This is a genomic window from Sinorhizobium alkalisoli (assembly GCF_008932245.1).
Lineage (GTDB): Bacteria > Pseudomonadota > Alphaproteobacteria > Rhizobiales > Rhizobiaceae > Sinorhizobium > Sinorhizobium alkalisoli.
In genome coordinates, this window is sequence record NZ_CP034909.1 from 1,943,286 (window position 1) to 1,964,703 (window position 21,418).

The following is a 21,418-nucleotide window of genomic DNA, read 5'->3' on the forward strand; positions in this document are numbered from 1 at the left end:
TCTTTTCCATCGGAACACCCCGTCCGTTGTGGTTGATCGGTTCGATGGCAGGTCTCCTGGCTCGCGGGTCGCGGCGCATCCACGTCTTCCCGGCCTCCCGGCCAGTGACATGTTGTGGATGCGCTTTCCGCTCACAGTTGCGGGGGCAGCCACGGCATCGGCCCCTTTCGGGCATCCTCACCGCGTTCCCTTTTCAGCCGCTGCCGAGTTTCGGCAGCAGCACCATCACGCCCTTGGTTGCACGAGTCTCGGCTCGATGCAATGGGGTCGGGATAATGATCGACAGTGCCGTCCGCCCTTCTTCGCTGCTCCTTCGCGATCACGGCGGAAGACCGGCTCGCTATTGCAGCGGCCAGAACCACATCAGCAAGGGCACCGTGGCAAGGATGATGACGATCGACAGCGGCAGTCCGAGCCGCGGATAGTCGCCGAACCGGTAGCCGCCCGGGCCCATCACCAGCGTATTGCACTGGTGCCCGATCGGGGTGAGGAAATCCGAACCGGCGCCGATCGCCACCGCCATCAGAAAGGCGTCCGGCCTGTAGCCGAGCGTGGCGGCGAAGCTCACGGCGATCGGGGCCATGACGAGCACGGTCGCGGCGTTGTTGAGAAACGGCGTCACCGCCATCGCCGCAATCAGGATGAGCGCCAGCGCCCCGGCCGGCGGCAGGTTGGTGGCTATGCCGCCGAGCCAGCCGGCGATCAGGTCCGAGCCGCCCGTCGTGCGCAGCGAGTCGCTGACGGGGATGAGCGCCGCCAGCATCACCAGGATCGGGCCGTCGACGGCCCGGTAGACGTCCCGCAGCGGGATGACGCGGAAGATCACCATGGCAAGGGCCGCAGCGAAGAAGGCGACCGGCACCGGCACCAGGCCGACCGCGGTCGTCGCCATCGCCGCCGCCAGCAGCAGCAGCGGCAGGGTTCCGCGCCGGATCGTGCCGAGCAGAATCTCGCGCTGCGCCAGCGGCAGGCAGCCGAAGTCCTGCAGGAAGACCGGCAGCTCGCTTCGCGCCCCCTGCAGCACCACGATATCGCCGGCCTGCAGCCGGATGCTGCCGAGACGCTGTTTCAGCCTCTCGCCCTGCCGGCTCACCGCAAGCAGATTGACATTGTGATTGTTGAAGAGCGCCAGCCGCTCGGCGGACATGCCGATGAGCGGCGAATTGCTGCCGATCACCGCTTCGATCGCCTCGATCTCCGCACGCGTCTTGTCGCCCGGCATCGGCAGCCGGTCGCCGGCGATCTTCAGCTTCGCCTGGGAGACGATGCGGTCAAGCGCCGCCGGTCCGCCTTCGAGCAGCAGTATGTCGTCCGTCTCGATCACCACATCGGGTAGCGGCGCCAGATGCGTGCCGCGCCGGAAGATGGCGATGACGACGGCGCCGCCGTCGCCGATCCTGACGAGATTGCTCACGGGCTTGCCGATCGCCGGCGAACCGGGCGCGGCCACGGCTTCCGCCGTATAGTCGGTGATCTCGATCGCCTGATTTACCGAGACCTCCTGGCTCTTTCGCTCCGGCACCAGGCGATAGGCAAAGAGCAGGAAAACGCAGCCGACAAGGGCAAGCGAAGCGCCGACCGGCGTGAAATCGAACATCGAGAAACTCTCGCCGGTCAGTTCCGCGCGCATCCGCGAGACGACGACGTTCGGCGACGTGCCGACCTGCGTCATCAACCCGCCCATCAACGAGCCGAAGGCCATCGGCATCAGGAAGACCGAGGGCTGCACCTTCGAGCGCCGGGCAAACTGAAAGGCGACCGGGATCATGATCGCCAGCGCGCCGATATTCTTGATGAATGCCGAGAGCACGGTGACGGTGACCACGAGCAGTGCAAGCTGCGCCCTGACCGACTGCAGCTCCGGCAGGAAACGCTGGATCGCCGCATCCACGATGCCCGAGCGGGCAACGCCGGCGCTGACGATCAGGGCGCTCGCGACGATGATGACGATATCATCGCTGAAGCCGGCAAAGGCACCGTTGAAAGGCACGATGCCGACTGCCACCGAAAGCATCAGCGCCGAGCAGGCGATGACGTCGTAGCGAAATCGCCCCCACACGAAGAAGACCATCATTGTGCCGATGACGATAAACGAGAGAAGCTGGTCGGCGGTCATAAGCGAGTACCTGAAGCAACGACTGGTCGGACACGGGCCCATTTTTCGACAGACCACCCGGCCGGTCTTGGACGGCGCATCGCTTGGACGGCCGCCCACCGCCTGGCGAGTCTCCCCCTACATCCTCTGAAGCATCCATCCGATGCAACTGAAATATCGCGGAACTCCCCGCCGGGCGCCCGGTCCTCACCAGGAAACTGCGCCGTACCCCTGCCTTTTCTTGGATCGCGTTCGAAGAAAGGATAAGATGTACGAGCAGTTGAAGAACCGGCAATGGTTCTTCGCCTTTGAATTTCGCCTCGACCGGATGCCATCAGGAACGCCGGCATGAAGATCGTCCTTGCCGTTCTCTACGCGACGCTTGCGCTCGCTGCCTGCACACCCACGACACGGACGGTCGGCTACGGGCCCGGCCTCGAGCCGATCCCCGGCAGCATCACCTATGGCGGCCAGCCGCGCACGAAACTGACCAAGGCGCCCGTCGGCAGCATCGTCCCGCACCACTTCTTCGACCGATATGGATATCGCGTCTACGAGACCTACATCATCGAGCCGGATCGCTCGCTGCGCCTGACGAGCCGCCGCATAGACTACGATGTCTTCGACCATTGAATTGCAAAGGAGGGCGGAACAATGCCCAGGGCCCTGAAAAATGCGATCCCGTTGCTCGTCGCGGCACTGCTTTCGGGCGCCTGCACGGTGAGCTATGCCGGCGGCTACAGCGGCTACCACCCCTACGGCCTCGAACCCATTCCCGGCAGCATCACCTATGGCGGCCAGCCGCGCACGAAGCTGAAAAAGGCGCCCGTCGGCAGCATCGTCCCCCATCAGTTCAACGATCGTTTCGGCCGGCGGGTCTACGAGACCTACGTCATCGAACCGGATCGCTCGCTGCGCCTGGTGGACCGTCGCTACCGCGACTTCTTCCCCTTCGATGATTGAGGGGGAGGCCCTCAGCCCATCCGCATCAGCGCCAGTCCGCGCTTCACCGCATCGGCAAAGGTCACGCCGAGCGAAGCGCCGCCAATGCCGATGACGCCGAGCGCGCCGAGCCCCATCAGCTTCCATTTGCGCACATCCTCGGTCACCGGCTTCATCTCGCGGATGTCGTCCCGCGCCGTGGCGACGGCGCTCTCGAGCGTCCCCACCCGCCCCGCCAGTTCCTCCATCCGGCGGCTCATCGAGGCGCGCGCGGCATCGCTTCGGTCCTCCGCGCGGCGAAAATCCTCGCGCAGGTTCTTCACCTCGGCAAGGAGCGTGCCGAGCTGCTGGTGCACATGCCCGTCGATCATTCCCGCCCCTCCCCCTGACCCCGCCTTTCCTGCCGCCCTCGCCTTTCCTCCCGACCCCGCCCTTCCCCATGGCTTGCGCATTCCGCCTTCCCCCATACCGCCGCGGCGCAGAGGCCGACGACGGTCCGGTCGATCTTCCGCTGGTCCGCCGCCGTGGCGCCGCGCGCGCCGATGAGGTCAGTCCCGACCACCGGGCGGAGCCCGGCGACACTCGCCGGCCCCGAAGTTCCACAGGCCGCCGCCATCGATGCAGCGGTCAAAGTCGCTGCGGCGAGCAGCCGATTGCAAAGCCGCTTCATTGTTCTGCCTTTCGATTGTTTGCGTGACCGACCGGGCCCCCTCCTCGCGGATCTGGAGCACCGCCCAGGCGACGGCGGCGATGAGCAGCGCGCCGGCGGCGATCTTCACCCCACCCGGCATCATTTCATCCCCAGCGCCTGGCGCACCGCCGGCATGGAGGTGATCGCGTAAGCCGCGAAGCCGACGATGACGGTTAGGATCGCGAGTTGCACCCGCCAGTCGAGCGCCACCAGGTTGAGCTCCTTCAGCGCCGTGACGATCGAGCCGCCGGCGGTCAAAAGCCAGGTCCAGAACCGGCCGGACCGGCCGATCGGCTTCGGCCGCACCGGGCCCGCCGCCGCGTCCTCCCCCGCCGCTTCTGCCCGCCGCGCCGCCGCGCGCACCCGCTGCAGCATCGCCTCCACCCGTTCCGGCCGCACCAGCGCTTTGTTGAGCCCGTCGCCGGCATAATAGGACTGCCCTCGCCTGACCTTCCCCTTCGCCCCCCTCGTCTCCGCCAGCACGGGCAGCGACGCCCATTCCTGCGCGAGGCGCCGGCCGAATTCGGCCGGCGTCATCCGCCCGGCCGCGAAGTCCTTGTAACCCCGGCGCTTCAAGAGGTGATAGGCCATGCGGTCCTGCAGCTCCGGCGTGAACCGCTCGCTGCCGCTGAGCCCCATTTCGCCTTCTATATCCCTCAGCGTTCGGGGCGCATCCAGCGTGTTCCTCATGAACTGGTAGCCGCCGGCCGCGCTCGACCCGAACCGCCTCGTCCACCCCGGCTGCGCCGCCTCCACCTCGTCGAGCGTCATCGACGTTATCGGCCGCGGCAGCTTGTCTTGATTGTTGCCGTAGATCACATCATAAGACGCGCGGTCCCCCCGCCCGACTTCCGCTTCACGGATAAAGTCGAGCAGGATCGCCGCGCCGGGAGGCACGGTTTTGTCCATGGTTCACCTTGTTGGTTGAATTTGGATATGGGTTGCTTTAAGCGAGCTTCGCTTGCTGTAAGCACGGAGAGGCGGACGACATGAAGTTCATTGAGAAGGCAGCTCGCAAATACCTGCGCAAGCGGGGATACTCTGTCTCACAGAGTGGGGGCGAGGACAGCCATGCCGACTATCGCCTCATGAACTACTCCAGCTATGAACAGTATGTTGCCATTCAAACCGAAGGCAACAAACGCAAAATCGATCAGGTTTGGGCGGACGAAGCTACAATCGATGTCATCTGCCAATATATTCGCGAGAATATTCCCCGCGCCAAAAGAGGCCTTTGTCACGGGTCGAGAAACGGCACCGAAGTTCGGTGGTTTGCGGATCGCTTGGGCATCGAAGTGATGGGCACCGACATTTCGGAAACGGCGGCTCAATTCGGTCTTACCCAATGGGATTTCCACAACGAGAACCCAGATTGGACTGGTCAGTTCGATTTCGTTTACACGAACTCCCATGACCACGCTCATGATCCGAAGAAGGCGTTCACTACCTGGGTAGGGCAGCTGGCGCCCGGCGGGAAGCTTTTCATTGAACACACGATCGGACAAACCCCAGCCACCGTGAAGCAGTTGGACCCGTTTGGCGTCGAACCGAAGTTGCTACCATACGTCGTGCTCGGATTCGGCGAAGGAAACTACGCCGTAACAACGATGCTCAAGCCGGGACACGAAAAGGGAGGCGGGCCTATTAGGATCTTTGTCATAGAGCCGATCAACGCTGTTGTTCAACAGTGACAGGCGCCTCGTACCTCTAACCGATCGAGTAGCGAGATCTCCTATGGTGTGGTTATCCGATTTGCGCAAGCGTGTTTACCGGGGTTTAAGGTACAGGGTGACGCGCCCGTCTCCGCCGATCGCCCCATTTCCCTTCGTTGGTCCCGTTGTTGTCGTTGGGTCGGCTCCCGTTTCCCATAAGCCGATCGGATGGGGCTCGGATTTCCTGACCATCACTGTGAATGGCTCACAGTCCGTAATCGAGTCGTGGGGCACTGAAGTCCCCGACATCACGTTCCTGATGTACAACCAGATATACGGAACGACGCCAAACGCCGTGGCAGTGAGAGGTGTGCTGAAGGGGCGACGCACGGGAATACTCTATGTGCTTCCGTGGGAAAAGAACGACCGCGAACGGTTGGAGAAGGGTTTATGCGCGTTCGATTACAAGTACGACAGCCTGCATATCGTCGATCGTTACGAACGGATGGCGCTTCTAGACCGTATCGCGGGCCTGCGTTCCGCCGAGCTTGATTCCGACTCAAAATGCTCAAACGGCATGAATGCAGTGCTTTTCGCCCTCCACAACGGTGCACCCGCGGTGATCATTACCGGAATCAACCCGAACTCCACTGGACATTCCTACAACAGTGCCGGGTTGGCGCGGCAGCATGTCCAGATGGATAAAGAGATTATCGCCAAGTTGGTTAGCGAGGGCCGCCCGATTTTCACCGCGGACCCGACGGTTTCAGCAGACTTGGGCATTCCACTATGGGCGGGGGCAATTAAACCTCTCGCGTGTCATGTTCCGTCAGATGGTCGTCGACAGTGAGCCGACCAGCAGGCACAAAGGCATCTCCATACGTAGACCGAGGCCGAAGCAATCGCGCAACGACCTCGCTCTGTGGAGTTGAAAATCAACGGGAGCGCTGTGTCACGTGGAGAACGCGATCGCGCGCTGCGAACCACTCCTCAGCGTAATCGTCACTCTTGTATTCCTCGAAGTACGGGCCTCCATCGGTAAAATGCACAAGGCTGGCATCTGCCGAATACTCGTACTCATTGACGAGCCAATTCCAGCGGGCAGGCAATTCACCGATGAGATCCTCGGACTCTAGCCATTTGAATTGATGTAACTCCAGTCCGGTAGCGGTGTTGACGTAATTAACGTCCAATCTTCGGCACTTGGCGTTATTGAAAAGAATCACACTGGACCAGTTCTTTTTTTCGTATTTTGTTTGGACCTGCCCCAGGAACTTAGTTTCAACTTTGGGAACATAATCGTGCTTCACGCACATTGCCGCGTAGCGATCATCTCTTAGCGCCCAGAGCTTGGCTATATCCGTGCGCATGAGCATGTCGCAGTCGACAAAAAGCGACCAACCCTCGTAGTTACTCAGATACGGGACCAGAAAACGTGAAAAGGAGAATTCTGTCGACTGTAGTGGGTTTCGCTCCCGCGTAAATACTCCCTCGACGTTGTTCAAAGCAACCGGCGTAAACGAAACTGGAATTGAACTATTTTCCAGAATACTTTGGCAAAGCACATGATAAGCAACGACTTCCTTGCTGTCGAAGCCGATATAAATCTTAGCGCTATCCGTCATGATTATCCCAATTCTTGTTTTCGATAAATCGTCGTAGACAAGCTCTTACCCGACGCAGCGACCAAGCAGGCATGAACCGAGCACGCGCGGCAACAGCCTTCTGGAGCCAAGGGCTGGTTTAGCCAAAAATGGCAGCGCAGTGAAGCCTAAGCAGTAGACGCCGCTATCAGCCCCGGAAAGCACGCGGTCACCTCAATTAAATTCTTGTGGCCATTCACAGGCCTCAGACTGGCAAATCCCCTAGGCTTCGCTTAGTGGTCCGTCAGAACTTGTAAGAATTGTATTCTAGCCATCGCTGATTTCGCGGCTCGACTAACCCTCCCCTGCCCAGGGCGTGGAGGGTCGGAGCACTTATTGCGTGGCCAAAGTAGGACGGAGAGCGCGTTGGGGGCTGCACTACGGAAGACAAGCTACCGGCCAGATTTGGACGGAATGAGAGCCGTTGCAATCTTGCCTGTGCTTCTTTTTCACGCGGGCTTGCCAGGAACTCCGGGCGGCTTCATCGGCGTAGATGTCTTCTTCGTCCTTTCCGGCTATTTTATGGCTCGCATCATTCTAAGCGACCTCGATCGAGGCTGCTTCAGCGTGAAGCAGTTCTATGTTCGCCGGATAAGACGTATTTTGCCAGCCTTAGCAGCAATGATAGCGGTCTCCAGCGTCGCGGCTTGGTTCTTGTTTATGCCGCAAGAATTTTTGTATTTCGCCAAAAGCGTGGGTGCATCCGCCCTATTTATCTCAAATATTCTTTTCCGCCGTGAAAGCGGATACTTTGATCTAGCTTCTGATATGAAGCCTTTGCTTCACACCTGGTCTCTATCAGTCGAAGAGCAGTTTTATATCATCTTCCCCGTCACTCTCCTCTTGAGCTATAAACATGCGCGTAGGTGGATACCTCTGATACTAATTTCCGCGATACTTCTATCCTTTGGCGTCGGTCTCTGGGCTGTTTTACACGCTCCAGCAAAAGCATTCTATCTCCTTCATTTCCGTATTTGGGAACTACTAATCGGAGCTCTAGTGGCGGCTGCGCCTCCAGCAAAATTTGCAACATTCACGTCCCGAACGCTGACGGTGGTCGGCCTGGCTTGCGTGCTTGTGCCCGTATGCCTCTATTCACCCGAACTGCCTTTTCCCGGAGCCTATGCTGCCGTGCCCTGCCTGGGCACCGCCCTCGTGATTTACTCCCGCTGCGAAGGAGGATTGATAGCAGGATTCTTGAGCAACCCTGCTTCGGTCTTCATCGGCCGAATTTCTTATTCTCTGTATCTGTGGCACTGGCCGATCATCGTATTCTCTCGCCACGCTGTTGGCCACAGCCTCACAGGCGGCTGGATATTGGCTGTTCTCGTAGCATCTTTTACCGTGGCTTACCTATCGTGGAGGTTTGTTGAACAACCAGCGCGATACGGAAAGATTGCGGATTCTCACATAGCCGTGTTCGCCTTCAGCGGTTGCGCGATCTTGACCGCAATTGCTTTCGCTTTCGTCGTCAACAAGTTCGATGGCCTTCCCCAGAGGCTGCCTAAAGATGCATGGAGACTCTATCAAGCTACACATGATCGGAGCCAATTTTACTCGAAGCGGTGCTTTGCGGATACAAACGGTAGCGGCCTAACACCGGATCAAATACGAAAGGGTGATCTTTGCAGAGTTGGAGCCAGTTCAGGCGAACCACAGTTCCTGGTCTGGGGAGATTCCCATGCCGCCGCCATTGCGCCGGCTATTGACGCTGCGGCACGCAGAACAGGTGTTTCGGGTCTGTTCGTCGGGCGCGCATCGTGCCCACCTCTCCCCAACGCAGATTTCGGCCCTTCTGCCGCCGTAAAGCGTTGTGTTGACCACACCTCTGCCGTCATGTCCCTCATCGAGCAGAGGCAGTTCGCGTTCGTATTCATGGCGGCCTATTGGCCGAAGTATGTTCACCGAGCAGAGCTTCCGGGACAGGGCATCTACTTCGATCCTCATGTCGAACCGTCCACTGCAGATTGGTCCGCGCCGGTTCGCGCGAGCCTAGAGACGACCTTGGCCAAACTTACCCATCAGGGCACGCGAGCAATTCTGGTCATGGACGTGCCGGAAATGGGCTACGACGTCCCCGAGGCCTTGGCACGAGCCTCGATAACGGGAGGCTCGCTCGACATAGCGCCCTCCCTTGCGTATACAAACAAGCGTCAGGCTCTGGCGCGGCGCGTCCTACAGCAAACGGCCAAATCCGTGGGAGCGCTTGTCATCGATCCGCTCGGTGCAATCTGTGACGCCCAGCGATGCCACGCAATCCGGGATGGCGTGGTTTTGTACGCGGACCAAGACCACTTATCGGCGAAGGGCGCTGAAAGTCTCGCGCCCCTTTTCTATTCGGTATTAAGCCAAACGTTATCGCGGGAGACAGTCTTCGCGCCCAATTGACGACGGTGGGGGAGCGGGGCGGGAACGCGGATCATATCGCACCTAGTCCAAGGCGCTTTGCATCGGCATCACAGGTCGAGCGCTATCATCCACGCTACGTCTATCTCGACATCTCCGAGATCGAGCAGGGAGCCAATCGTGCCAATGAGATTGTGCGAGCGGTTGAAGATTGGCGCGTATTCCCACTCAATCTGCGCCTTATCCCTATCTGGGCCAGGCGGCATGAGGTTTATCGCAGCCGTGACCTGATTTGGCGAGATGCCAGCATTAATAAGGCCGAGGCGGAACTGGCGCGCGGAAAGCGGCGGCAAAGACGCGCGGAATACCTCAATGGTTGGCGGTAAGTGAGGCTGCACCGGGAAGGATGAATTTTCCGCGAGCCATCGCCGCAACGTCGGGTTTAGGCCAAACATGTCGTCTGGGCGGCTGCAATAGTCAGTGTCGTAGGTGCTACCGTGCACATCCGTGATGTTGCAATGGACGATAAATACGCCGCGCTCGCTTGTAGCTTTGATTGAAGACACGGAATTGAGTGCAGGAGTGAATGAGTTGATCGTCATTCACGCAACCCTCTGCAAGACGGTCCAGCCATCGTTGTTCACCCCGCGGGACCGCCACGTTCCCGACAATATAGCCCCCGCATCCACATGGGCGGAATGGAGGTACTGATAACTGAGGCTTGAACGCAGAGCAGGCGTGACAGAGGCATTTCGCGACGCATTGTTCGTATAACAGAAGATGATATGCCCCAAGGGAAAGCTCGTGTCATTCGCACCCGTGCCCGTATAAACCTCCGCCGCCGTAAACCCCAACGCATGCGTATGGCTCGTGGACGTAACGGAATTTGTCGTCGAGTTGGTGATGCTGCCGGGCGTCCCCAGCGTCAGCGTCCGGTTGGCGGCAAGGTCACCGCCGCCGGTCAGGCCGTTGCCGGCGGTGATCGTCCGCGCTTCCGGCGTCACCCCAAGAGCGTCATAGTTTCCAGCCGTCAGAATTTGGCTTCCGAACAGATAGCCTATGTTCGTGTCGCCCTCCAGTTGCAGCGGGTGCGGGGTATCCCAGGCTCCGTTCCCCCGTCCTGTCGACGAGGACGTGGAAATTCTGGGAATCGACATAGGCCCAGAAGTCATAGGCACCGGATGTCGTGTCGGTGAATTTGAGCCTGGGATTTGCGCCGGATATCTCGATCTCGTTTCCGCTGGTCGCGATCTTGCCCGAGGTGGAAAGCGTGGTGATGCCGGAATAGGCACCAGAAATCCGAGCGTCGGGGACAGTGCCGGCCGTCAGGTTGGACGCATCGTTGGCGCCGAGCGTCGCGCGCGCCGCGGCTGCATCCGCGTCGTTGAGAAGCGTCTGCATGAAGGCCGAAACACCGAGCGTCGTCAGCGCGGCCGCGGCGTTCGCATCGTCGAGCAGCGTCCGCGCGAAAGGCGTCAACGCCGTCGTCGCATAGGCATCCGCCGCGGTCGTGTAGATCATCCTGTCGGCCGCGGTGGTAAGCCCGGAAATCGAAGTCAGCGCGGCATGGGCCGTCTGGGCGCCGAGCGCCGTTCGGGCGGCGCTTGCCGATGTGGCACCGGTTCCGCCCGCGGTGATCGGCCGTGCGGCATTGGCATCGGCCGTCAGGTCGTCGACCAGCGCGTTATAGGGCACGCTCTGGATCGTCGTGTTCGGCACTCCCTTGGTGCCGGCCGGGGGTGAATAGACTCCGCCTGTTCTTGGCAATGGTGCCTCCATCAAAACTAGCGCATGATCCGACCGGAGTGAAAAGAGGATCGACAAGATCATGCGTCGAAAAGAAAGAGCGCCGATCTGATCCAGACAGATCGAAACGCGCTCTAAACCGGGAGCATCTCCGGGAACGCTTAGGAAGGGTCAGCCTACTTTGGCATCTTCCCCGCCGCGAAGAGCCGCCCATAATCCACCCGCCGCATGCCGTCGGGCCCGCGGACGACCGCATCGGGGCGGGTCTTCTCCACCTCCTGCGCCATCACGCCGATATGTTTCGTCTCGCCGGCGGATTCGCCCCGGTAGCGGTATTCGTAGAGATTGTGCCCCTTGAGCCTGCCCACCTTCTCGATATTCTTCTTGGCGCGCCGGTCGGAAAGCGGAATTTTCCCGAACATGCCAAGGACGTTTCCGAGCAAGCTGCTCCCCGCCTGCTGCCGCGCATTATAGGCCGCCACCTGGTTCTGATAGTTCTGCTGCACCAGCCCTGCATAATCCACCGGCTGGATCGATTGCCCCTGCGTCGGCACGAAGCTCGGGTTCGTCACCTGCGCGCCGGATATGAGCGCCGAGATCTCGTTGATCGGCTGGTTGCGCATCGCATATTGCTCGTTCAGATAGTTCGAGCGCGCCGCGTTTCGGGCATCGATCAGCGCCTGTTGCGCGTTGAAGCCCTGGTCCTTGAGCGCGTTGTTGGCCGCCGTCGCCGATTGGCCGTTCTGGTGCATCTGCTGCAGGGCATTGTTGCTGAAATCGGCATTCTGCAGCGCCTGGCCATAGGCCTGCGCCTGTGCCGCATTTTCGAAGCCCGCCTTGTCTCGCGCCAGGCCCGCGAGCCGCGACTGCTCCTGCCCGGCATTCAGCACGGCCGCAACGCGGGCATCGTTCGCCGTCCGGTTGGCCTCGTCGATCGCGCGATCATAGGCCTGCGATCCCGGCTGCAGCCCCGGGTTCGCGAGCCGCGTCTCGAGGGCAGCCCGGTCGCGCGCGAGCTCAGGATTGAGGCGGGCCATCAGCGCCTCCTCATATCTGCGCGTGTCCAGATCCGTATCGTAGCTGCGCGTCACCCTGCCGGCATCGCCGACAGAACTCGCAAGCTTCGGCCCGCCGGAAAACTGCTGGTATTGCGGCAGCGCGAGCTTCGAAGGGTCGCCCGCCGCCGGCGCGCCGGAGAAGATATTCCGATGGTACTCAAGCAATTTCTCCCGGTGGCGCAGGTCAGCGCGCACGCTTTCCGCGACCTGGAAGTTGACCAGGAGGGAGAGCACGAGGAGACCCGCGCCGATCAGCACCAAACCGCCGATCAGCAGGAATCCGTTTCCGAGGAGCCCGCCGAAAACCACCGCCCAGTCCCCCTGTTCCGGTTATCACGAAAAAGGCCACCGGCTACGACCACTCTATCGCGGATTGCGCCCTGGCGAATTCTTTTCAACAGCATGAAGATTCAACATCGAGCTTCCACACAGAAGCACGACCACGACAGCGCCGCGCGTCTTATCAGACGCGCAAAGGTCGCTGTAACGCTTTGAATTGCTGCATGTCTTTGTCCTTCAATTGAGGTCGATTAAGGAGACATGCAGGAGAACTGTCAACGCTCCCCTGGTCCAACCGTCAAAGTCGATTGACGGCATGCGCCCGCCAAGCATCGTCCGTCAGCGTGAAGATGATTTCCGCCTCCCCTCGTCCGCGCAGGCGGGGAATGCGGTGGCCTGTGAACCCGAAGCGGCGGGCGATATCGACCATGCCGCGGTTTTTCTCCGAGACGCGCAGCACCGCCAACTGGCAGCCGATCTCGTCGAACGGATAGCCGAACATGGCCCTGAGGACCGCCCGCGTCAGCCAGCGCTTGCTGCTCGAGGCCGCGGAAAGCTCGATCACCCCCGCTTCCGGCACGTAATTGTGGTAGACGACGCCTGCAATGAGCCGGCCCTGCTCCAGAACGCCCCCCTTCTCCACCACACCCAGCGTCGTGAAGTCGGAAAAGCCCCTTTCGCAGCCCTCGATCCGGCTGGCGACGAAGACGCCGATCGCCTGATTTGTCGCGGAATCGCCCGCCCCGCCCCAGATGATCTTCAAGCGCTTCCCTCCCCGGCCGAGACCTGCATCGTGGCGAGATCCACTGCGATGTCGAGCTTCACCGCGCCGCCGGAGGTGATGACGCAGCCGACGGCAAGCATGTCGCCCGCCGCCCGCACGTTCTGGCGAAAATCGTATCGCAACCGCTCCGACACGCCGTCCCAGCGTGCCACGTCCCAAAGCCCGACATCCCATTCCGGCGACGCCGTGTTGCCTTCCGTCACCCGGTCGAAGGGCGGCGCCGTCCTGTCGAAGTCCGCCCGCGCGAAAAGCTGCACCCTCGGCTTCGTCTTCGCGCGGAAATACATATGCGCCAGCGATGCCGCGGCCCGCTGGCCGAATTGCCCCGCCGGCATGAACTGGGAGAGATAGGTGGCGGTAAAGCTCAGCCCATCGTCGGTGCCGCCGGAGTCCCCCTGCCAGCAATAGCCGTCAAGCGATCCGAAGAAGAGGCCACCCTGCAGCGTCTCGAAGCAGTTTGCCCGCCAGTTGCTGATCGTCGACCAGCGCCCGGTGAGCACATTCATGACGAATGTCTTGTCGCTGACGACGCTGTTGTCCGGAAAGGCGACGAAGACGAGATTCTGCTCGACCCAGGGCTTGAGGGTCCAGCCCGAGCCGGTCGCATTCGCCGCCTGCCGCCAGTCGTCCTCGATCGGCCGGGAGACCGAAACCTGCGCCAGCGCCTGCCCTTCTCGCTGATGGAAGTCGCGCTGAAACACTTGGCTCATCGGCGTCAGGCCGTCCGTCGTGGCGATCAGCACGTCGCCGCCGACGCGGATCCAGGCATTCTTCCCGAGCGGCTTGCCGATCTGGTAGACGCCCTTCAGCGCGAAGTCGCTGGCGCTCGAAGGGTCGGAGCCGGCATAGACGGCGATCTCCCCCTCGGTCGAAACGAAGACGCAAAGATCGGAAAGCCCGTCGCCGCTTTCGAGCGACCAGGAAAAGCCGGTCAGCAACGATCCGCCCTTCTTCATCACGCCGCCGAGCGGAAACAACGAGGCCGCCCCGCCGATCGCATTGACCGGCAGATAATAGGCATCGAGCGTCGCATTCTTCAGGAAGAACTCGCGGTTCTTGAAGAGCCAGCCATAATTGAGCTGAGCCATGGTCGTCGCATCGGAGAAGCTGATCGCCGGCGTCGTCGCCCAGCTGGATCCGTCATAGATGCGGCGCGGATCCGCGCCGTTTAGGCAGACGAGAAAGGAGCCGCCGGCCGTCGTGTGCTGAAAGGCGCACCAATCGCCGCCATTGAGCCCGCTGACCTCCGCGGCGGTCGTCGCCGGCGGTGCTGCCGGCGCCGTCATGTTGTAGATCGCGCTCGCCGTCGCCATGAACAGCTTTTCATTGCTGCCATATTTATATTTGAAGGCGCTCCGGATGGCGCTGCCATCCGCCGCCAGCCCCGCCTTGCGCGAACCGCCGCGGATCGTGCAGCCGGTCAGCGTCGGCAGGAAATTGCTGAGCACGCTTGCCGATCCCGGCACTTGCGAGGCCATGTCGGCGGTCGTCACCAGCCCGCCTTTCGGCGCCGGAAACGTCACCGCATGCGAGGTTTGCGAGCGGCCGATGCTCGCCTGGCCGCGATTGGTGAGTGGCAGCCGGCCGGGAAGAACCCTCGTCATGATGACCCCCTGTCCGCATTGATCTCCTGCAGGAGATCCGCTTCGAATTCCGCCAGATTGTCCTCGAAGGGCAGGCCCTTCTGCCGCTTCCAGCGCCAGATCAACCCTTTCGCAAGCAGCCGCTCCGGAAAGAACGTCGTGTCGTCGTCGGCGCGAAAGAAATCGCGCTCCTCGTAAGGATCGCCGAGCACCCAGTTCCTGGAGAAATAGTCGATCGTCGCGCCGGCGGCCGAAGCGGTCGGGGAAAAGAGCATTTCCCTGCCGCGAAGATGGCAATAGGGCGCCTGAGAGCCGACAGCCGCCACCACCGCCCATTGCGCGTCATTCGTCACCAGCCGGACGCATTCCCCGACGGCGCTGCGGACCGCGCCCCCCGGCGCAAGCCGCTGATAGTCGGAGGGCAGCAGCTCCGGCGAAGCGGAAACGGCGAGGCTCTTCAGCAGGCGCCGCCAGTCGGCGCGCCGCGCGATCTCGCCGCCCGCCTCCTGCGCCAGCGCCACCATCGTCTGCGCATTGGGATCGTTCGTCCCGTAGACGCTCTCGAAACGGTCGAGCGAAACGATATCGCACACCCCGTTGACCGCGGTCAGAAGCGTCATGGCGTCGGCCCTCCGATGGCGATTTCGCCATTGCCCCAGCGCAGCCTCTCGTCGGCGAGCCCAAGCCCCGCCATCGCCTGCCGCTTCAGCGTCTCGGCCGCGCCCGCCTTGGCGGCGTCCCGTTCCCAGATGGCGATTTCCTCGACCAGCCCGTAGAGATAGACGTCGGGCGCTCTGTCGATCAGCCAATTGCTGGGCTCGGCGGCCGTCAGGGCCGGTATCCTGGCGTAATAGGTGACTTCCAGTTCCGCCGCCCCCCTCGGCCGCACCCGAATCCGGTCGCCGATGATCGCGTAGCCCACCGGCGCGCCGCCCGCTGTTGCAACCACCGTCAGTTCAGCCAGCGGCCGCGCCCGCAGCAAACGGCTGCCCGGCGCAAGCACCTGCCGCGCCTCCAGGAAGTCCGCCGGCAAGCTGCCCTCGCCCTCCGCCAGCGCCAGCGTCGCCGCCTTTTCCATGCCGGCAAGGCGCAACACGCGATTGAACTTCTGTTCCGCCAGGGCAACGAAGCGCGGGAAGAGATGGGCAATGTCGTCGCGGCCGGAATAGGCGCCGGCATCGACCAGCAGGGATGCATAATCCGATATCGTCATAGCCGCCCCTCGAATGAGCGCCACGCGCGGTTGTCGCCGTCATTGAGCCACCGCTTCACATAGCGATCGTCCCCCTCGGAGTGGGCCCGGACCAGGCTTTCCGAATGCGCCAGGTTGAGCGGGATGGAGGCAACCTTGGTCCATTCGCCGAAGCCGTTGCCGGCGGTCGCATTGCGGCTAAAGGCGTTCTGGCGGACGAGGTTTTCGACCGGGTAGTCCGTCCGCCAATGGGTTTTGTTGCCGTCCTCCATCACCCAGACGGAGCGGCCGGTCAGGAAATCATGGTCGAAGAGCTTCCAGTCGCCGTCGCGGATCACCATGGTCACTCCCCCGGCAGCGGATCGGCGCGCTCGGCCTTGCCCTTGGCAATCAGGAATTTAGCCGCATCTAGCGGCACATCGAGTAGCGTGCCGGCCGGGACGCGATGCCCTTCAGTTACCCATGTGTCGTAAAGAAGCCTGACCGGTAAATACTTTGTCTTCACTTCAGTCATCGTGCGCCTCGTCCCAAAAACAAAAAAGGCGCCTCTCGGCGCCCGTATAAATGTCGGCGGTTCACCACGCCTGCTAGCTGGCAGCACTCAGGCCGAAGAGGTCTGCCGCGATACCGAGTCCCTTTTCGTTGTGCACCTTGAGCGTGCCCTCGCCGATGATCACGCCCTTGTCGGCGTCGCCAGTCTTGGCGACATCGCGATCCTCCTGAATATTGCGGAGCCACAGGAATGAGAGCATGTCCGTGTCGATGAAGAAGGCGTTGCGCGCCAGACCGGTGCTGACGGCCTGCACCCGGTTCGGATGGATCATAACCGTGCCGAACGGACCCTCGTAATAATCCGCCGTCGCGACGATCGTGTTGCGCTCGCCGCCCTGCGAGACCGCATAGCGGAAGGGCGCCACATTCGCATCGGACATGAAGGTGACGAAGACGGATTTGACATAGGGCGAGACCGAGACATGGCGGAAATTCGCGCCGTTCTGATAGCCCTGCTGCATGACGTCGTCCAGGATGGCCTTTGTGAATGCCCGTTGTGTGCCGGTGACCGGCGCCACAGTCAAACCCGTCCCCGGGTTGAAGCCGCCATTGGCGCCAGTGGCCCCACGCGAGACGTTGGTCTCGATCCAGGTGTTCAGCGAGCCGAATTCGCGCGTGGCGCCACCGGCCGAAGCGTTGGTGTCGGCGATCGCGAATTCCACGTCCTTGCGGATTTCCACGCCCTTCTTGAGTTTTTGATACTTGCGCTTCTGGACGTTGCCGGCCTCGGAAACGACTTCCTGAGTCGCCGAGATAATCCAGTCCTTGCGCATGATTTGCGTATAGTTGCCCAGCCGCTTCGGCGGAGCAATCGCGCCGAAGGCATATTCCTCCCCTTCCTCGCGGATATTGGCCCCCGGCGCGACGAGTTCGTCCGTTTCCCATTCCGGGTGGACCGTGACGCATCTGCCCTTTTCGATCAGCGAATAGATCGGAGTGTCTTCCGGCGTGATGCGCGAAACCACGTCCGAAAGTTCCTCGCGATTGCCGACGGCCTGCGTCGACTGGAATGTGTTAGTAACGACTGCCATGTGTTGGTCCTTATATATTGATGAATGCGGGCCGTCCTCGCGCCGGCGAACCGAGCGGACGGTCATTTCATATCGGGGATTCAATTGCGCTTGGCTGGCACTGAACGTGCTAAATACCGTCTACCCTGTGTCCCTTCGGGATGGCCGGCCAGAGGGGGGTAAGCGCGCCGCCTGGACTTGCCGACTACTCGAAATCGACCGCCATTGCATCGCGGATCGATCCCGTTCTCGATAGTCGCTGCATCGCCTCGCGGCTTTCTCGACTCTGCCGCTGCGCCAGGCTCTTCGCCTTCGTGCGGGGTGCCAAGGCCGGGGCCGCACTAACCTTCTGCAAGGCCTTCGCACGTGCCCTCTCGGCATTGAGCCCAAGCCGGGCATAATGCACGAGCTTGAAAAGTCGATGGTCAATCACCTCCCGCATTTCCTCGTCAGAGAAGCCGAGTTCCCTCGCAGTCTCGAAAGCATCGGCGAAGAAGGACCGCCGCCCCTCGTCATCCCCTGTCTCCGGGAAAGCCTCAAGGAGCTTGGCGTTCTCCGCCGCGATCCGTTCCTCGGCTTCGTTGACTATCTCCTCCTCATCAGGCAAGTTCGGCTCGTCGCCTAAGCTATGAATATCGCCTGGGTCATTCGCGTCCCGTCCGGTCGCCCCGCCGTCGCGCTTGTCCTCCTCCCGCCTTTCCTGGTCCTCCTCTGGCGAGTTGACATCCTGCGGTTCTCGGAAATTGAGATCATCGTAGGTTGCGGGCCTGGTCGAGCCTTCAACGGTTTTGCTCCCGCCAGACAGCCGGTTGGCACTATCGTTCATCATGAAAAGACCCTCAAAAGAGTGTTCGGGCGGAGCGGCGCGTCGACTCCGCATTGAAAAATTCGCGCCATTTCAATTTGCTGCAGTTGCTTCATGGCTCACTTTGAGAAGGGAGCAGCCTAGACGGCAGAGGGACTGCCTCCGCCAGCAAAGCACCTGCCTTATGCGGGGGCGCCTATTCCCTCGGCCTTGACTTGTCCCGTCAGGAACTTGAGCTTGCCGCGAAAATTTCGAATTGCCCGCGCCTCGGCCGCAAAGGCAGCGCGGGATTCGTGGTCCGAAAGCCTCGCATTGACACAACCGTTGATCGCCGCCGCTTCGAGCTCATCCATCATTAGGTTGAACATTGGGTTGTCCAGAAGCGCCCGCGCAGCTTCAGTTTTTTCGTCTGAATTCAACACATGCATCCTTTCTCGGGAGGGAGCTGAAATCTGCCGAGACGCAGACGGAGTAGGACGTGTTACGCCAAGCGCCGCTGCACAGGTCGATATCCCTCGACGATCGGAAAACACCTTCGTCGTCACCAGCACTTGAATTGCTGGATGATAGACAGATCATGCGCGCACGGCTGCATGTCTCCTTAAATCGACCTCATTAAAGGCCAACGTTTGTGCATCTGATAAGGCGCATGGCGCTTTAAATCAGGGGTAACTATGGCATTCGATGAAACCTGCGTGGGATGTTCCTGATGTCTACGGCCATACACGCAATAAGAGCAACGAAGTGAAGAGACTTGTACTACAGCACTATTCCGGAGAACTCGGTGAGGTCGAGAGACTTTCAATGGCCAATATCCGGGCGTTTGCCGATCAGGAATGCGCAGATTATCAGTTTTTGAGCGGCAATATTTTTTCGCCCAAGTTCTCGCCGCCGCTACAAAAGCTGGTGATGCTCGACAAGAAGTTCGATCACTATGATGTCGTCGTGATGCTGGACATGGACATGTTTGTTCGCAAGGGCATGACTGAAAGCCTATTTGAGCAACCGGGCATAGGCGTCTCAGCGCCGGACCAAAGGCGCCTAAAATGGGCATATATCAGAAAGATGAAAGGACTGGTTCATTGGCGTTATCCCTATTGGAGTGGATGCCTTTGGAAGTTGGACCGCTCCCATAGGCAGCTATTCCGTTCGAAGCTGCATTTGGTCGATATCGAGAAATACAACCGTGGTCGCCTAGAAGACGAAGGCGTCATGCATCAGCTCGCGCGTCACAGCCGGTTTACCGGTAGAATTCTGCCGGGAGGCGACAAATGGGGCATGTCTAGTTGGCAAGATAATCTTGAGAAGGCAGCGATGATCCATATTCGACCGCGAGTTTCCACAATTAAGGGAGCTAAGCGAACAAAAATTGAAAACTTGCGCGAGTTGGTCGATCGGGGCCTGATCGCTGGGTAGTTCAACGATATTTGCGTTCGAGCAGTTCCGCCAGGGACTGTATCCATCTCGACATGAGGCCCAGCAACGGCTCGGCCAGAGCAACAGCCCAGGCTCCCAGCGGGCGGAAGAGCGTTAAGCTCTCACCTTGCAAGCCTGTCCAACTAACTCCGCTTCGCCTGGAGTCTGGCTGCCATGCCATTCATACGACGAGCACGGCGCCCATCAGATGGCTTTCCAGAAAGAACGACGGCTTGGTCTTCGCCATATACTCGTCGACCGCAAGCTTCGAACCCGGGAAAGTAGCGGAGCCATAATCATCGATTACGATCACGCCACCCGGGTTCATGCGAGGATAGAAAAATTCGAGGCTGTCGCGGGTTGGCTCATAGAGATCGACATCGATATGGACCAGCGAAAACCGGCGATCCGACAGTCCCGGAACATTGAAGACGCCGGGTATCCAGCCTTTGTGGAGCGAGACAAAGGGGAAAGGCGATAGCACTGCCTGGACCTGTTCGTAATCGGAGGTGAACTTCATTTTCTGCCGCTTTGTGTCTTCCGGGGAAGAATCGCCACGGCCGATGCGATCCTGAGCGACTTTGTCGGAAAGTCCGCCTTCGAAGGAATCGAACACCCAGAACCGGCCCTGCCATTTGAGCGACTTGAGCAAATCTGCGACCATATAGGTCGAGTGACCGCGCCAGCAGCCGCACTCGGCGAAATCGCCAGGCACACCCGACTGGCTTACACGCTGCGCCATTTGATAGAGCGTGAAGAACCGATTTTGCTTGAAGACGTTGTCGCTCGATCCAGTGGCCCGCGCGGCCTCGAAATAGGCGCCCAGATAAGGGTCGCGGTCGTCTGCGTGGCGCGCGTATCGGTCGATGCGCTCGAAATCCACGCTCCGTTCCGAACCACGCTTGTTGGATTTGAGAAACGGCAGTCTGAAACGCATTGGCATTCCCCGAATTCTAAGGCACCCGTGAGTGCTAGGCCTCTGCCCCTTGAGGCGCTACGACCGTGCAAAAAGCAGTCCGCTGTTGCGCCGTCAAGTCTGACGATAGAGCGAAGCTGAATCATCGCACACAAGAACTGTGGCAATTTGGTCTACGATTGTTACCATGCCCCGCTTAAAGAGCGCCCCCCAACCCAGTGACGCTTGCGGGGGGTCCTGTTTCTTCTCACCCCGGCAACCCTCCAATACTGGCCGCATCCAGCGGCTCGCCCCACTACTTCTTCGTCGTCACGCCGAGGTGTGGCGCACCACCCTCATTCGACCAGCACGAACAGGGCACCCCTGCAGGGCCGGTGCCATACGGACACACCACCTTGGGCGTCGTGCACTGCCTGGGACTTTCCTTCGAACTCATTTGCGAAGTGGTCGTACCGGACCTGGCGGAGACGAGCGGGGTCTCCGCGGGTGCAACCGTTTCGCTGCAAGACGACGCAAGCAACTGAAGCAAAACGATAAGTGAGACATGGACAAATCTTCTCATGCTCATGCGCATATGTCGTTTCGCGCGAGTATTCAAGAGTGTTCAGTATTGTTGGGTTGCACCACAGTAACGAAAGACCTCGGCTGCTCGGGCTCTTGTCCAGCCGTATGCCTGCATTTCAACGCGCCTTTTTCCGCGGGAGCGCC

26 protein-coding genes and 1 riboswitch are annotated in these 21,418 nt (G+C 60.6%); of the genes, 6 read left to right on the top strand and 20 right to left on the bottom strand.

Going from position 1 to position 21,418, the window contains the following annotated elements; genetic code table 11:
• Window positions 1-29: 29 nt before the first annotated feature.
• Window positions 30-242: riboswitch (cobalamin riboswitch) on the bottom strand.
• 98 nt (window positions 243-340) lie between these two features.
• Window positions 341-2,116 (bottom strand): SLC13 family permease, encoded by a 1,776-nt coding sequence (locus tag EKH55_RS09505; protein WP_069458224.1) that lies wholly within the window; start codon window positions 2,114-2,116, stop codon window positions 341-343.
• Between the two features lie 327 nt (window positions 2,117-2,443).
• Here EKH55_RS09505 and EKH55_RS09510 point away from each other — a divergent pair, with 327 nt between their 5' ends.
• The gene (locus tag EKH55_RS09510; protein WP_151611399.1) at window positions 2,444-2,728 is read left to right on the top strand and encodes a hypothetical protein; all 285 of its coding nucleotides are present in this window, start codon (window positions 2,444-2,446) and stop codon (window positions 2,726-2,728) included.
• 33 nt (window positions 2,729-2,761) lie between these two features.
• Window positions 2,762-3,058, top strand: a complete 297-nt coding sequence (locus EKH55_RS09515; protein WP_106407830.1) for a hypothetical protein — start codon at window positions 2,762-2,764, stop codon at window positions 3,056-3,058.
• A gap of 11 nt (window positions 3,059-3,069) precedes the next feature.
• Here the strand turns inward: EKH55_RS09515 and EKH55_RS09520 are convergent, their stop codons facing one another.
• Genes EKH55_RS09520 through EKH55_RS09535 form a run of 4 tightly spaced genes read right to left on the bottom strand, consistent with a single transcriptional unit; the run spans window position 3,070 to window position 4,637 of the window.
• Window positions 3,070-3,408: a DUF1515 family protein gene (locus tag EKH55_RS09520; RefSeq protein ID WP_151611400.1), complete on the bottom strand. Its 339-nt coding sequence runs from the start codon at window positions 3,406-3,408 to the stop codon at window positions 3,070-3,072.
• Window positions 3,405-3,653 (bottom strand): hypothetical protein, encoded by a 249-nt coding sequence (locus EKH55_RS29720; protein ID WP_246231716.1) that lies wholly within the window; start codon window positions 3,651-3,653, stop codon window positions 3,405-3,407. Before EKH55_RS29720 ends, EKH55_RS09520 begins: the two co-directional genes overlap by 4 nt.
• The gene (locus EKH55_RS09530) at window positions 3,586-3,831 is read right to left on the bottom strand and encodes a hypothetical protein (RefSeq protein ID WP_192803706.1); all 246 of its coding nucleotides are present in this window, start codon (window positions 3,829-3,831) and stop codon (window positions 3,586-3,588) included. The genes EKH55_RS29720 and EKH55_RS09530 overlap by 68 nt, the downstream gene beginning before the upstream one ends.
• Window positions 3,828-4,637 (bottom strand): lysozyme family protein, encoded by an 810-nt coding sequence (locus EKH55_RS09535; protein ID WP_151611402.1) that lies wholly within the window; start codon window positions 4,635-4,637, stop codon window positions 3,828-3,830. Before EKH55_RS09535 ends, EKH55_RS09530 begins: the two co-directional genes overlap by 4 nt.
• 80 nt (window positions 4,638-4,717) lie before the next feature.
• Between EKH55_RS09535 and EKH55_RS09540 the strand changes: the two genes are divergently transcribed.
• Window positions 4,718-5,419 carry a class I SAM-dependent methyltransferase gene (locus EKH55_RS09540; protein ID WP_151611403.1) on the top strand — a complete coding sequence of 234 codons (702 nt, stop codon included), beginning with the start codon at window positions 4,718-4,720 and terminating at the stop codon, window positions 5,417-5,419.
• A gap of 43 nt (window positions 5,420-5,462) precedes the next feature.
• Window positions 5,463-6,230, top strand: a complete 768-nt coding sequence (locus EKH55_RS09545; protein ID WP_151611404.1) for a membrane-anchored protein — start codon at window positions 5,463-5,465, stop codon at window positions 6,228-6,230.
• 85 nt (window positions 6,231-6,315) lie between these two features.
• Here the strand turns inward: EKH55_RS09545 and EKH55_RS09550 are convergent, their stop codons facing one another.
• A complete protein-coding gene (locus EKH55_RS09550) occupies window positions 6,316-7,005 on the bottom strand; it encodes a glycosyltransferase family protein (protein ID WP_151611405.1) in 690 nt (229 codons plus the stop codon).
• A gap of 432 nt (window positions 7,006-7,437) precedes the next feature.
• Here EKH55_RS09550 and EKH55_RS09555 point away from each other — a divergent pair, with 432 nt between their 5' ends.
• Complete coding sequence (locus EKH55_RS09555; RefSeq protein WP_151611406.1) at window positions 7,438-9,411, top strand: acyltransferase family protein; 1,974 nt, start codon at window positions 7,438-7,440, stop codon at window positions 9,409-9,411.
• A 68-nt stretch (window positions 9,412-9,479) separates the two neighbouring features.
• Here the strand turns inward: EKH55_RS09555 and EKH55_RS09560 are convergent, their stop codons facing one another.
• The 13 genes from EKH55_RS09560 to EKH55_RS09615 form a co-directional block, all read right to left on the bottom strand.
• Complete coding sequence (locus tag EKH55_RS09560; protein ID WP_151611407.1) at window positions 9,480-9,971, bottom strand: hypothetical protein; 492 nt, start codon at window positions 9,969-9,971, stop codon at window positions 9,480-9,482.
• Window positions 9,972-10,373, bottom strand: a complete 402-nt coding sequence (locus tag EKH55_RS30260) for a hypothetical protein (protein ID WP_246231718.1) — start codon at window positions 10,371-10,373, stop codon at window positions 9,972-9,974.
• A gap of 10 nt (window positions 10,374-10,383) precedes the next feature.
• A complete protein-coding gene (locus tag EKH55_RS30265) occupies window positions 10,384-11,136 on the bottom strand; it encodes a hypothetical protein (RefSeq protein WP_246231720.1) in 753 nt (250 codons plus the stop codon).
• A gap of 155 nt (window positions 11,137-11,291) precedes the next feature.
• Entirely contained in the window at window positions 11,292-12,482 is a 1,191-nt protein-coding gene (locus EKH55_RS09570; protein ID WP_246231722.1) for a tail fiber domain-containing protein, read from the bottom strand.
• Between the two features lie 268 nt (window positions 12,483-12,750).
• The gene (locus EKH55_RS09580) at window positions 12,751-13,215 is read right to left on the bottom strand and encodes a GNAT family N-acetyltransferase (protein WP_151611408.1); all 465 of its coding nucleotides are present in this window, start codon (window positions 13,213-13,215) and stop codon (window positions 12,751-12,753) included.
• A complete protein-coding gene (locus EKH55_RS09585) occupies window positions 13,212-14,840 on the bottom strand; it encodes a hypothetical protein (RefSeq protein WP_151611409.1) in 1,629 nt (542 codons plus the stop codon). Before EKH55_RS09585 ends, EKH55_RS09580 begins: the two co-directional genes overlap by 4 nt.
• Window positions 14,837-15,439: a hypothetical protein gene (locus tag EKH55_RS09590; RefSeq protein WP_151611410.1), complete on the bottom strand. Its 603-nt coding sequence runs from the start codon at window positions 15,437-15,439 to the stop codon at window positions 14,837-14,839. The genes EKH55_RS09585 and EKH55_RS09590 overlap by 4 nt, the downstream gene beginning before the upstream one ends.
• Window positions 15,436-16,032: a phage adaptor protein gene (locus EKH55_RS09595; protein WP_151611411.1), complete on the bottom strand. Its 597-nt coding sequence runs from the start codon at window positions 16,030-16,032 to the stop codon at window positions 15,436-15,438. Before EKH55_RS09595 ends, EKH55_RS09590 begins: the two co-directional genes overlap by 4 nt.
• On the bottom strand, window positions 16,029-16,352 hold the full coding sequence (locus EKH55_RS09600; RefSeq protein ID WP_151611412.1) for a hypothetical protein: 324 nt from the start codon (window positions 16,350-16,352) through the stop codon (window positions 16,029-16,031). The genes EKH55_RS09595 and EKH55_RS09600 overlap by 4 nt, the downstream gene beginning before the upstream one ends.
• 2 nt (window positions 16,353-16,354) lie before the next feature.
• On the bottom strand, window positions 16,355-16,525 hold the full coding sequence (locus tag EKH55_RS29375; RefSeq protein WP_192803707.1) for a hypothetical protein: 171 nt from the start codon (window positions 16,523-16,525) through the stop codon (window positions 16,355-16,357).
• 73 nt (window positions 16,526-16,598) lie between these two features.
• A complete protein-coding gene (locus tag EKH55_RS09605; protein WP_151611413.1) occupies window positions 16,599-17,594 on the bottom strand; it encodes a DUF5309 domain-containing protein in 996 nt (331 codons plus the stop codon).
• Window positions 17,595-17,778: 184 nt separating this feature from the next.
• Window positions 17,779-18,402, bottom strand: a complete 624-nt coding sequence (locus EKH55_RS09610) for a hypothetical protein (protein WP_151611414.1) — start codon at window positions 18,400-18,402, stop codon at window positions 17,779-17,781.
• 158 nt (window positions 18,403-18,560) lie between these two features.
• Entirely contained in the window at window positions 18,561-18,746 is a 186-nt protein-coding gene (locus tag EKH55_RS09615) for a hypothetical protein (RefSeq protein ID WP_427915844.1), read from the bottom strand.
• Between the two features lie 436 nt (window positions 18,747-19,182).
• On the opposite strand from EKH55_RS09615, the gene EKH55_RS09620 reads away from it, so the two are divergent.
• The gene (locus EKH55_RS09620) at window positions 19,183-19,794 is read left to right on the top strand and encodes a hypothetical protein (RefSeq protein ID WP_151611416.1); all 612 of its coding nucleotides are present in this window, start codon (window positions 19,183-19,185) and stop codon (window positions 19,792-19,794) included.
• Between the two features lie 181 nt (window positions 19,795-19,975).
• On the opposite strand, the gene EKH55_RS09625 is transcribed toward EKH55_RS09620, so the two are convergent.
• Window positions 19,976-20,731, bottom strand: a complete 756-nt coding sequence (locus EKH55_RS09625; protein ID WP_192803708.1) for a TylF/MycF/NovP-related O-methyltransferase — start codon at window positions 20,729-20,731, stop codon at window positions 19,976-19,978.
• Window positions 20,732-21,418 lie beyond the last annotated feature (687 nt).

What these genes read in the sequence shown, in the direction of transcription:
- EKH55_RS09605 (WP_151611413.1), bottom strand. Translation starts at nt 17,594, where the DNA reads ATGGCAGTCGTTACTAACACATTCCAGTCGACGCAGGCCGTCGGCAAT.
- EKH55_RS09545 (WP_151611404.1), top strand. Translation starts at nt 5,463, where the DNA reads ATGGTGTGGTTATCCGATTTGCGCAAGCGTGTTTACCGGGGTTTAAGG.
- EKH55_RS09540 (WP_151611403.1), top strand. Translation starts at nt 4,718, where the DNA reads ATGAAGTTCATTGAGAAGGCAGCTCGCAAATACCTGCGCAAGCGGGGA.
- EKH55_RS09585 (WP_151611409.1), bottom strand. Translation starts at nt 14,840, where the DNA reads ATGACGAGGGTTCTTCCCGGCCGGCTGCCACTCACCAATCGCGGCCAG.
- EKH55_RS09560 (WP_151611407.1), bottom strand. Translation starts at nt 9,971, where the DNA reads ATGACGATCAACTCATTCACTCCTGCACTCAATTCCGTGTCTTCAATC.
- EKH55_RS09505 (WP_069458224.1), bottom strand. Translation starts at nt 2,116, where the DNA reads ATGACCGCCGACCAGCTTCTCTCGTTTATCGTCATCGGCACAATGATG.
- EKH55_RS09620 (WP_151611416.1), top strand. Translation starts at nt 19,183, where the DNA reads ATGGCCAATATCCGGGCGTTTGCCGATCAGGAATGCGCAGATTATCAG.
- EKH55_RS09520 (WP_151611400.1), bottom strand. Translation starts at nt 3,408, where the DNA reads ATGATCGACGGGCATGTGCACCAGCAGCTCGGCACGCTCCTTGCCGAG.
- EKH55_RS09550 (WP_151611405.1), bottom strand. Translation starts at nt 7,005, where the DNA reads ATGACGGATAGCGCTAAGATTTATATCGGCTTCGACAGCAAGGAAGTC.
- EKH55_RS29720 (WP_246231716.1), bottom strand. Translation starts at nt 3,653, where the DNA reads ATGGCGGCGGCCTGTGGAACTTCGGGGCCGGCGAGTGTCGCCGGGCTC.
- EKH55_RS09610 (WP_151611414.1), bottom strand. Translation starts at nt 18,402, where the DNA reads ATGATGAACGATAGTGCCAACCGGCTGTCTGGCGGGAGCAAAACCGTT.
- EKH55_RS09600 (WP_151611412.1), bottom strand. Translation starts at nt 16,352, where the DNA reads ATGGTGATCCGCGACGGCGACTGGAAGCTCTTCGACCATGATTTCCTG.
- EKH55_RS09535 (WP_151611402.1), bottom strand. Translation starts at nt 4,637, where the DNA reads ATGGACAAAACCGTGCCTCCCGGCGCGGCGATCCTGCTCGACTTTATC.
- EKH55_RS09625 (WP_192803708.1), bottom strand. Translation starts at nt 20,731, where the DNA reads ATGCGTTTCAGACTGCCGTTTCTCAAATCCAACAAGCGTGGTTCGGAA.
- EKH55_RS09555 (WP_151611406.1), top strand. Translation starts at nt 7,438, where the DNA reads ATGAGAGCCGTTGCAATCTTGCCTGTGCTTCTTTTTCACGCGGGCTTG.
- EKH55_RS29375 (WP_192803707.1), bottom strand. Translation starts at nt 16,525, where the DNA reads ATGACTGAAGTGAAGACAAAGTATTTACCGGTCAGGCTTCTTTACGAC.
- EKH55_RS09590 (WP_151611410.1), bottom strand. Translation starts at nt 15,439, where the DNA reads ATGACGCTTCTGACCGCGGTCAACGGGGTGTGCGATATCGTTTCGCTC.
- EKH55_RS09530 (WP_192803706.1), bottom strand. Translation starts at nt 3,831, where the DNA reads ATGATGCCGGGTGGGGTGAAGATCGCCGCCGGCGCGCTGCTCATCGCC.
- EKH55_RS09510 (WP_151611399.1), top strand. Translation starts at nt 2,444, where the DNA reads ATGAAGATCGTCCTTGCCGTTCTCTACGCGACGCTTGCGCTCGCTGCC.
- EKH55_RS09615 (WP_427915844.1), bottom strand. Translation starts at nt 18,746, where the DNA reads ATGTTCAACCTAATGATGGATGAGCTCGAAGCGGCGGCGATCAACGGT.
- EKH55_RS09595 (WP_151611411.1), bottom strand. Translation starts at nt 16,032, where the DNA reads ATGACGATATCGGATTATGCATCCCTGCTGGTCGATGCCGGCGCCTAT.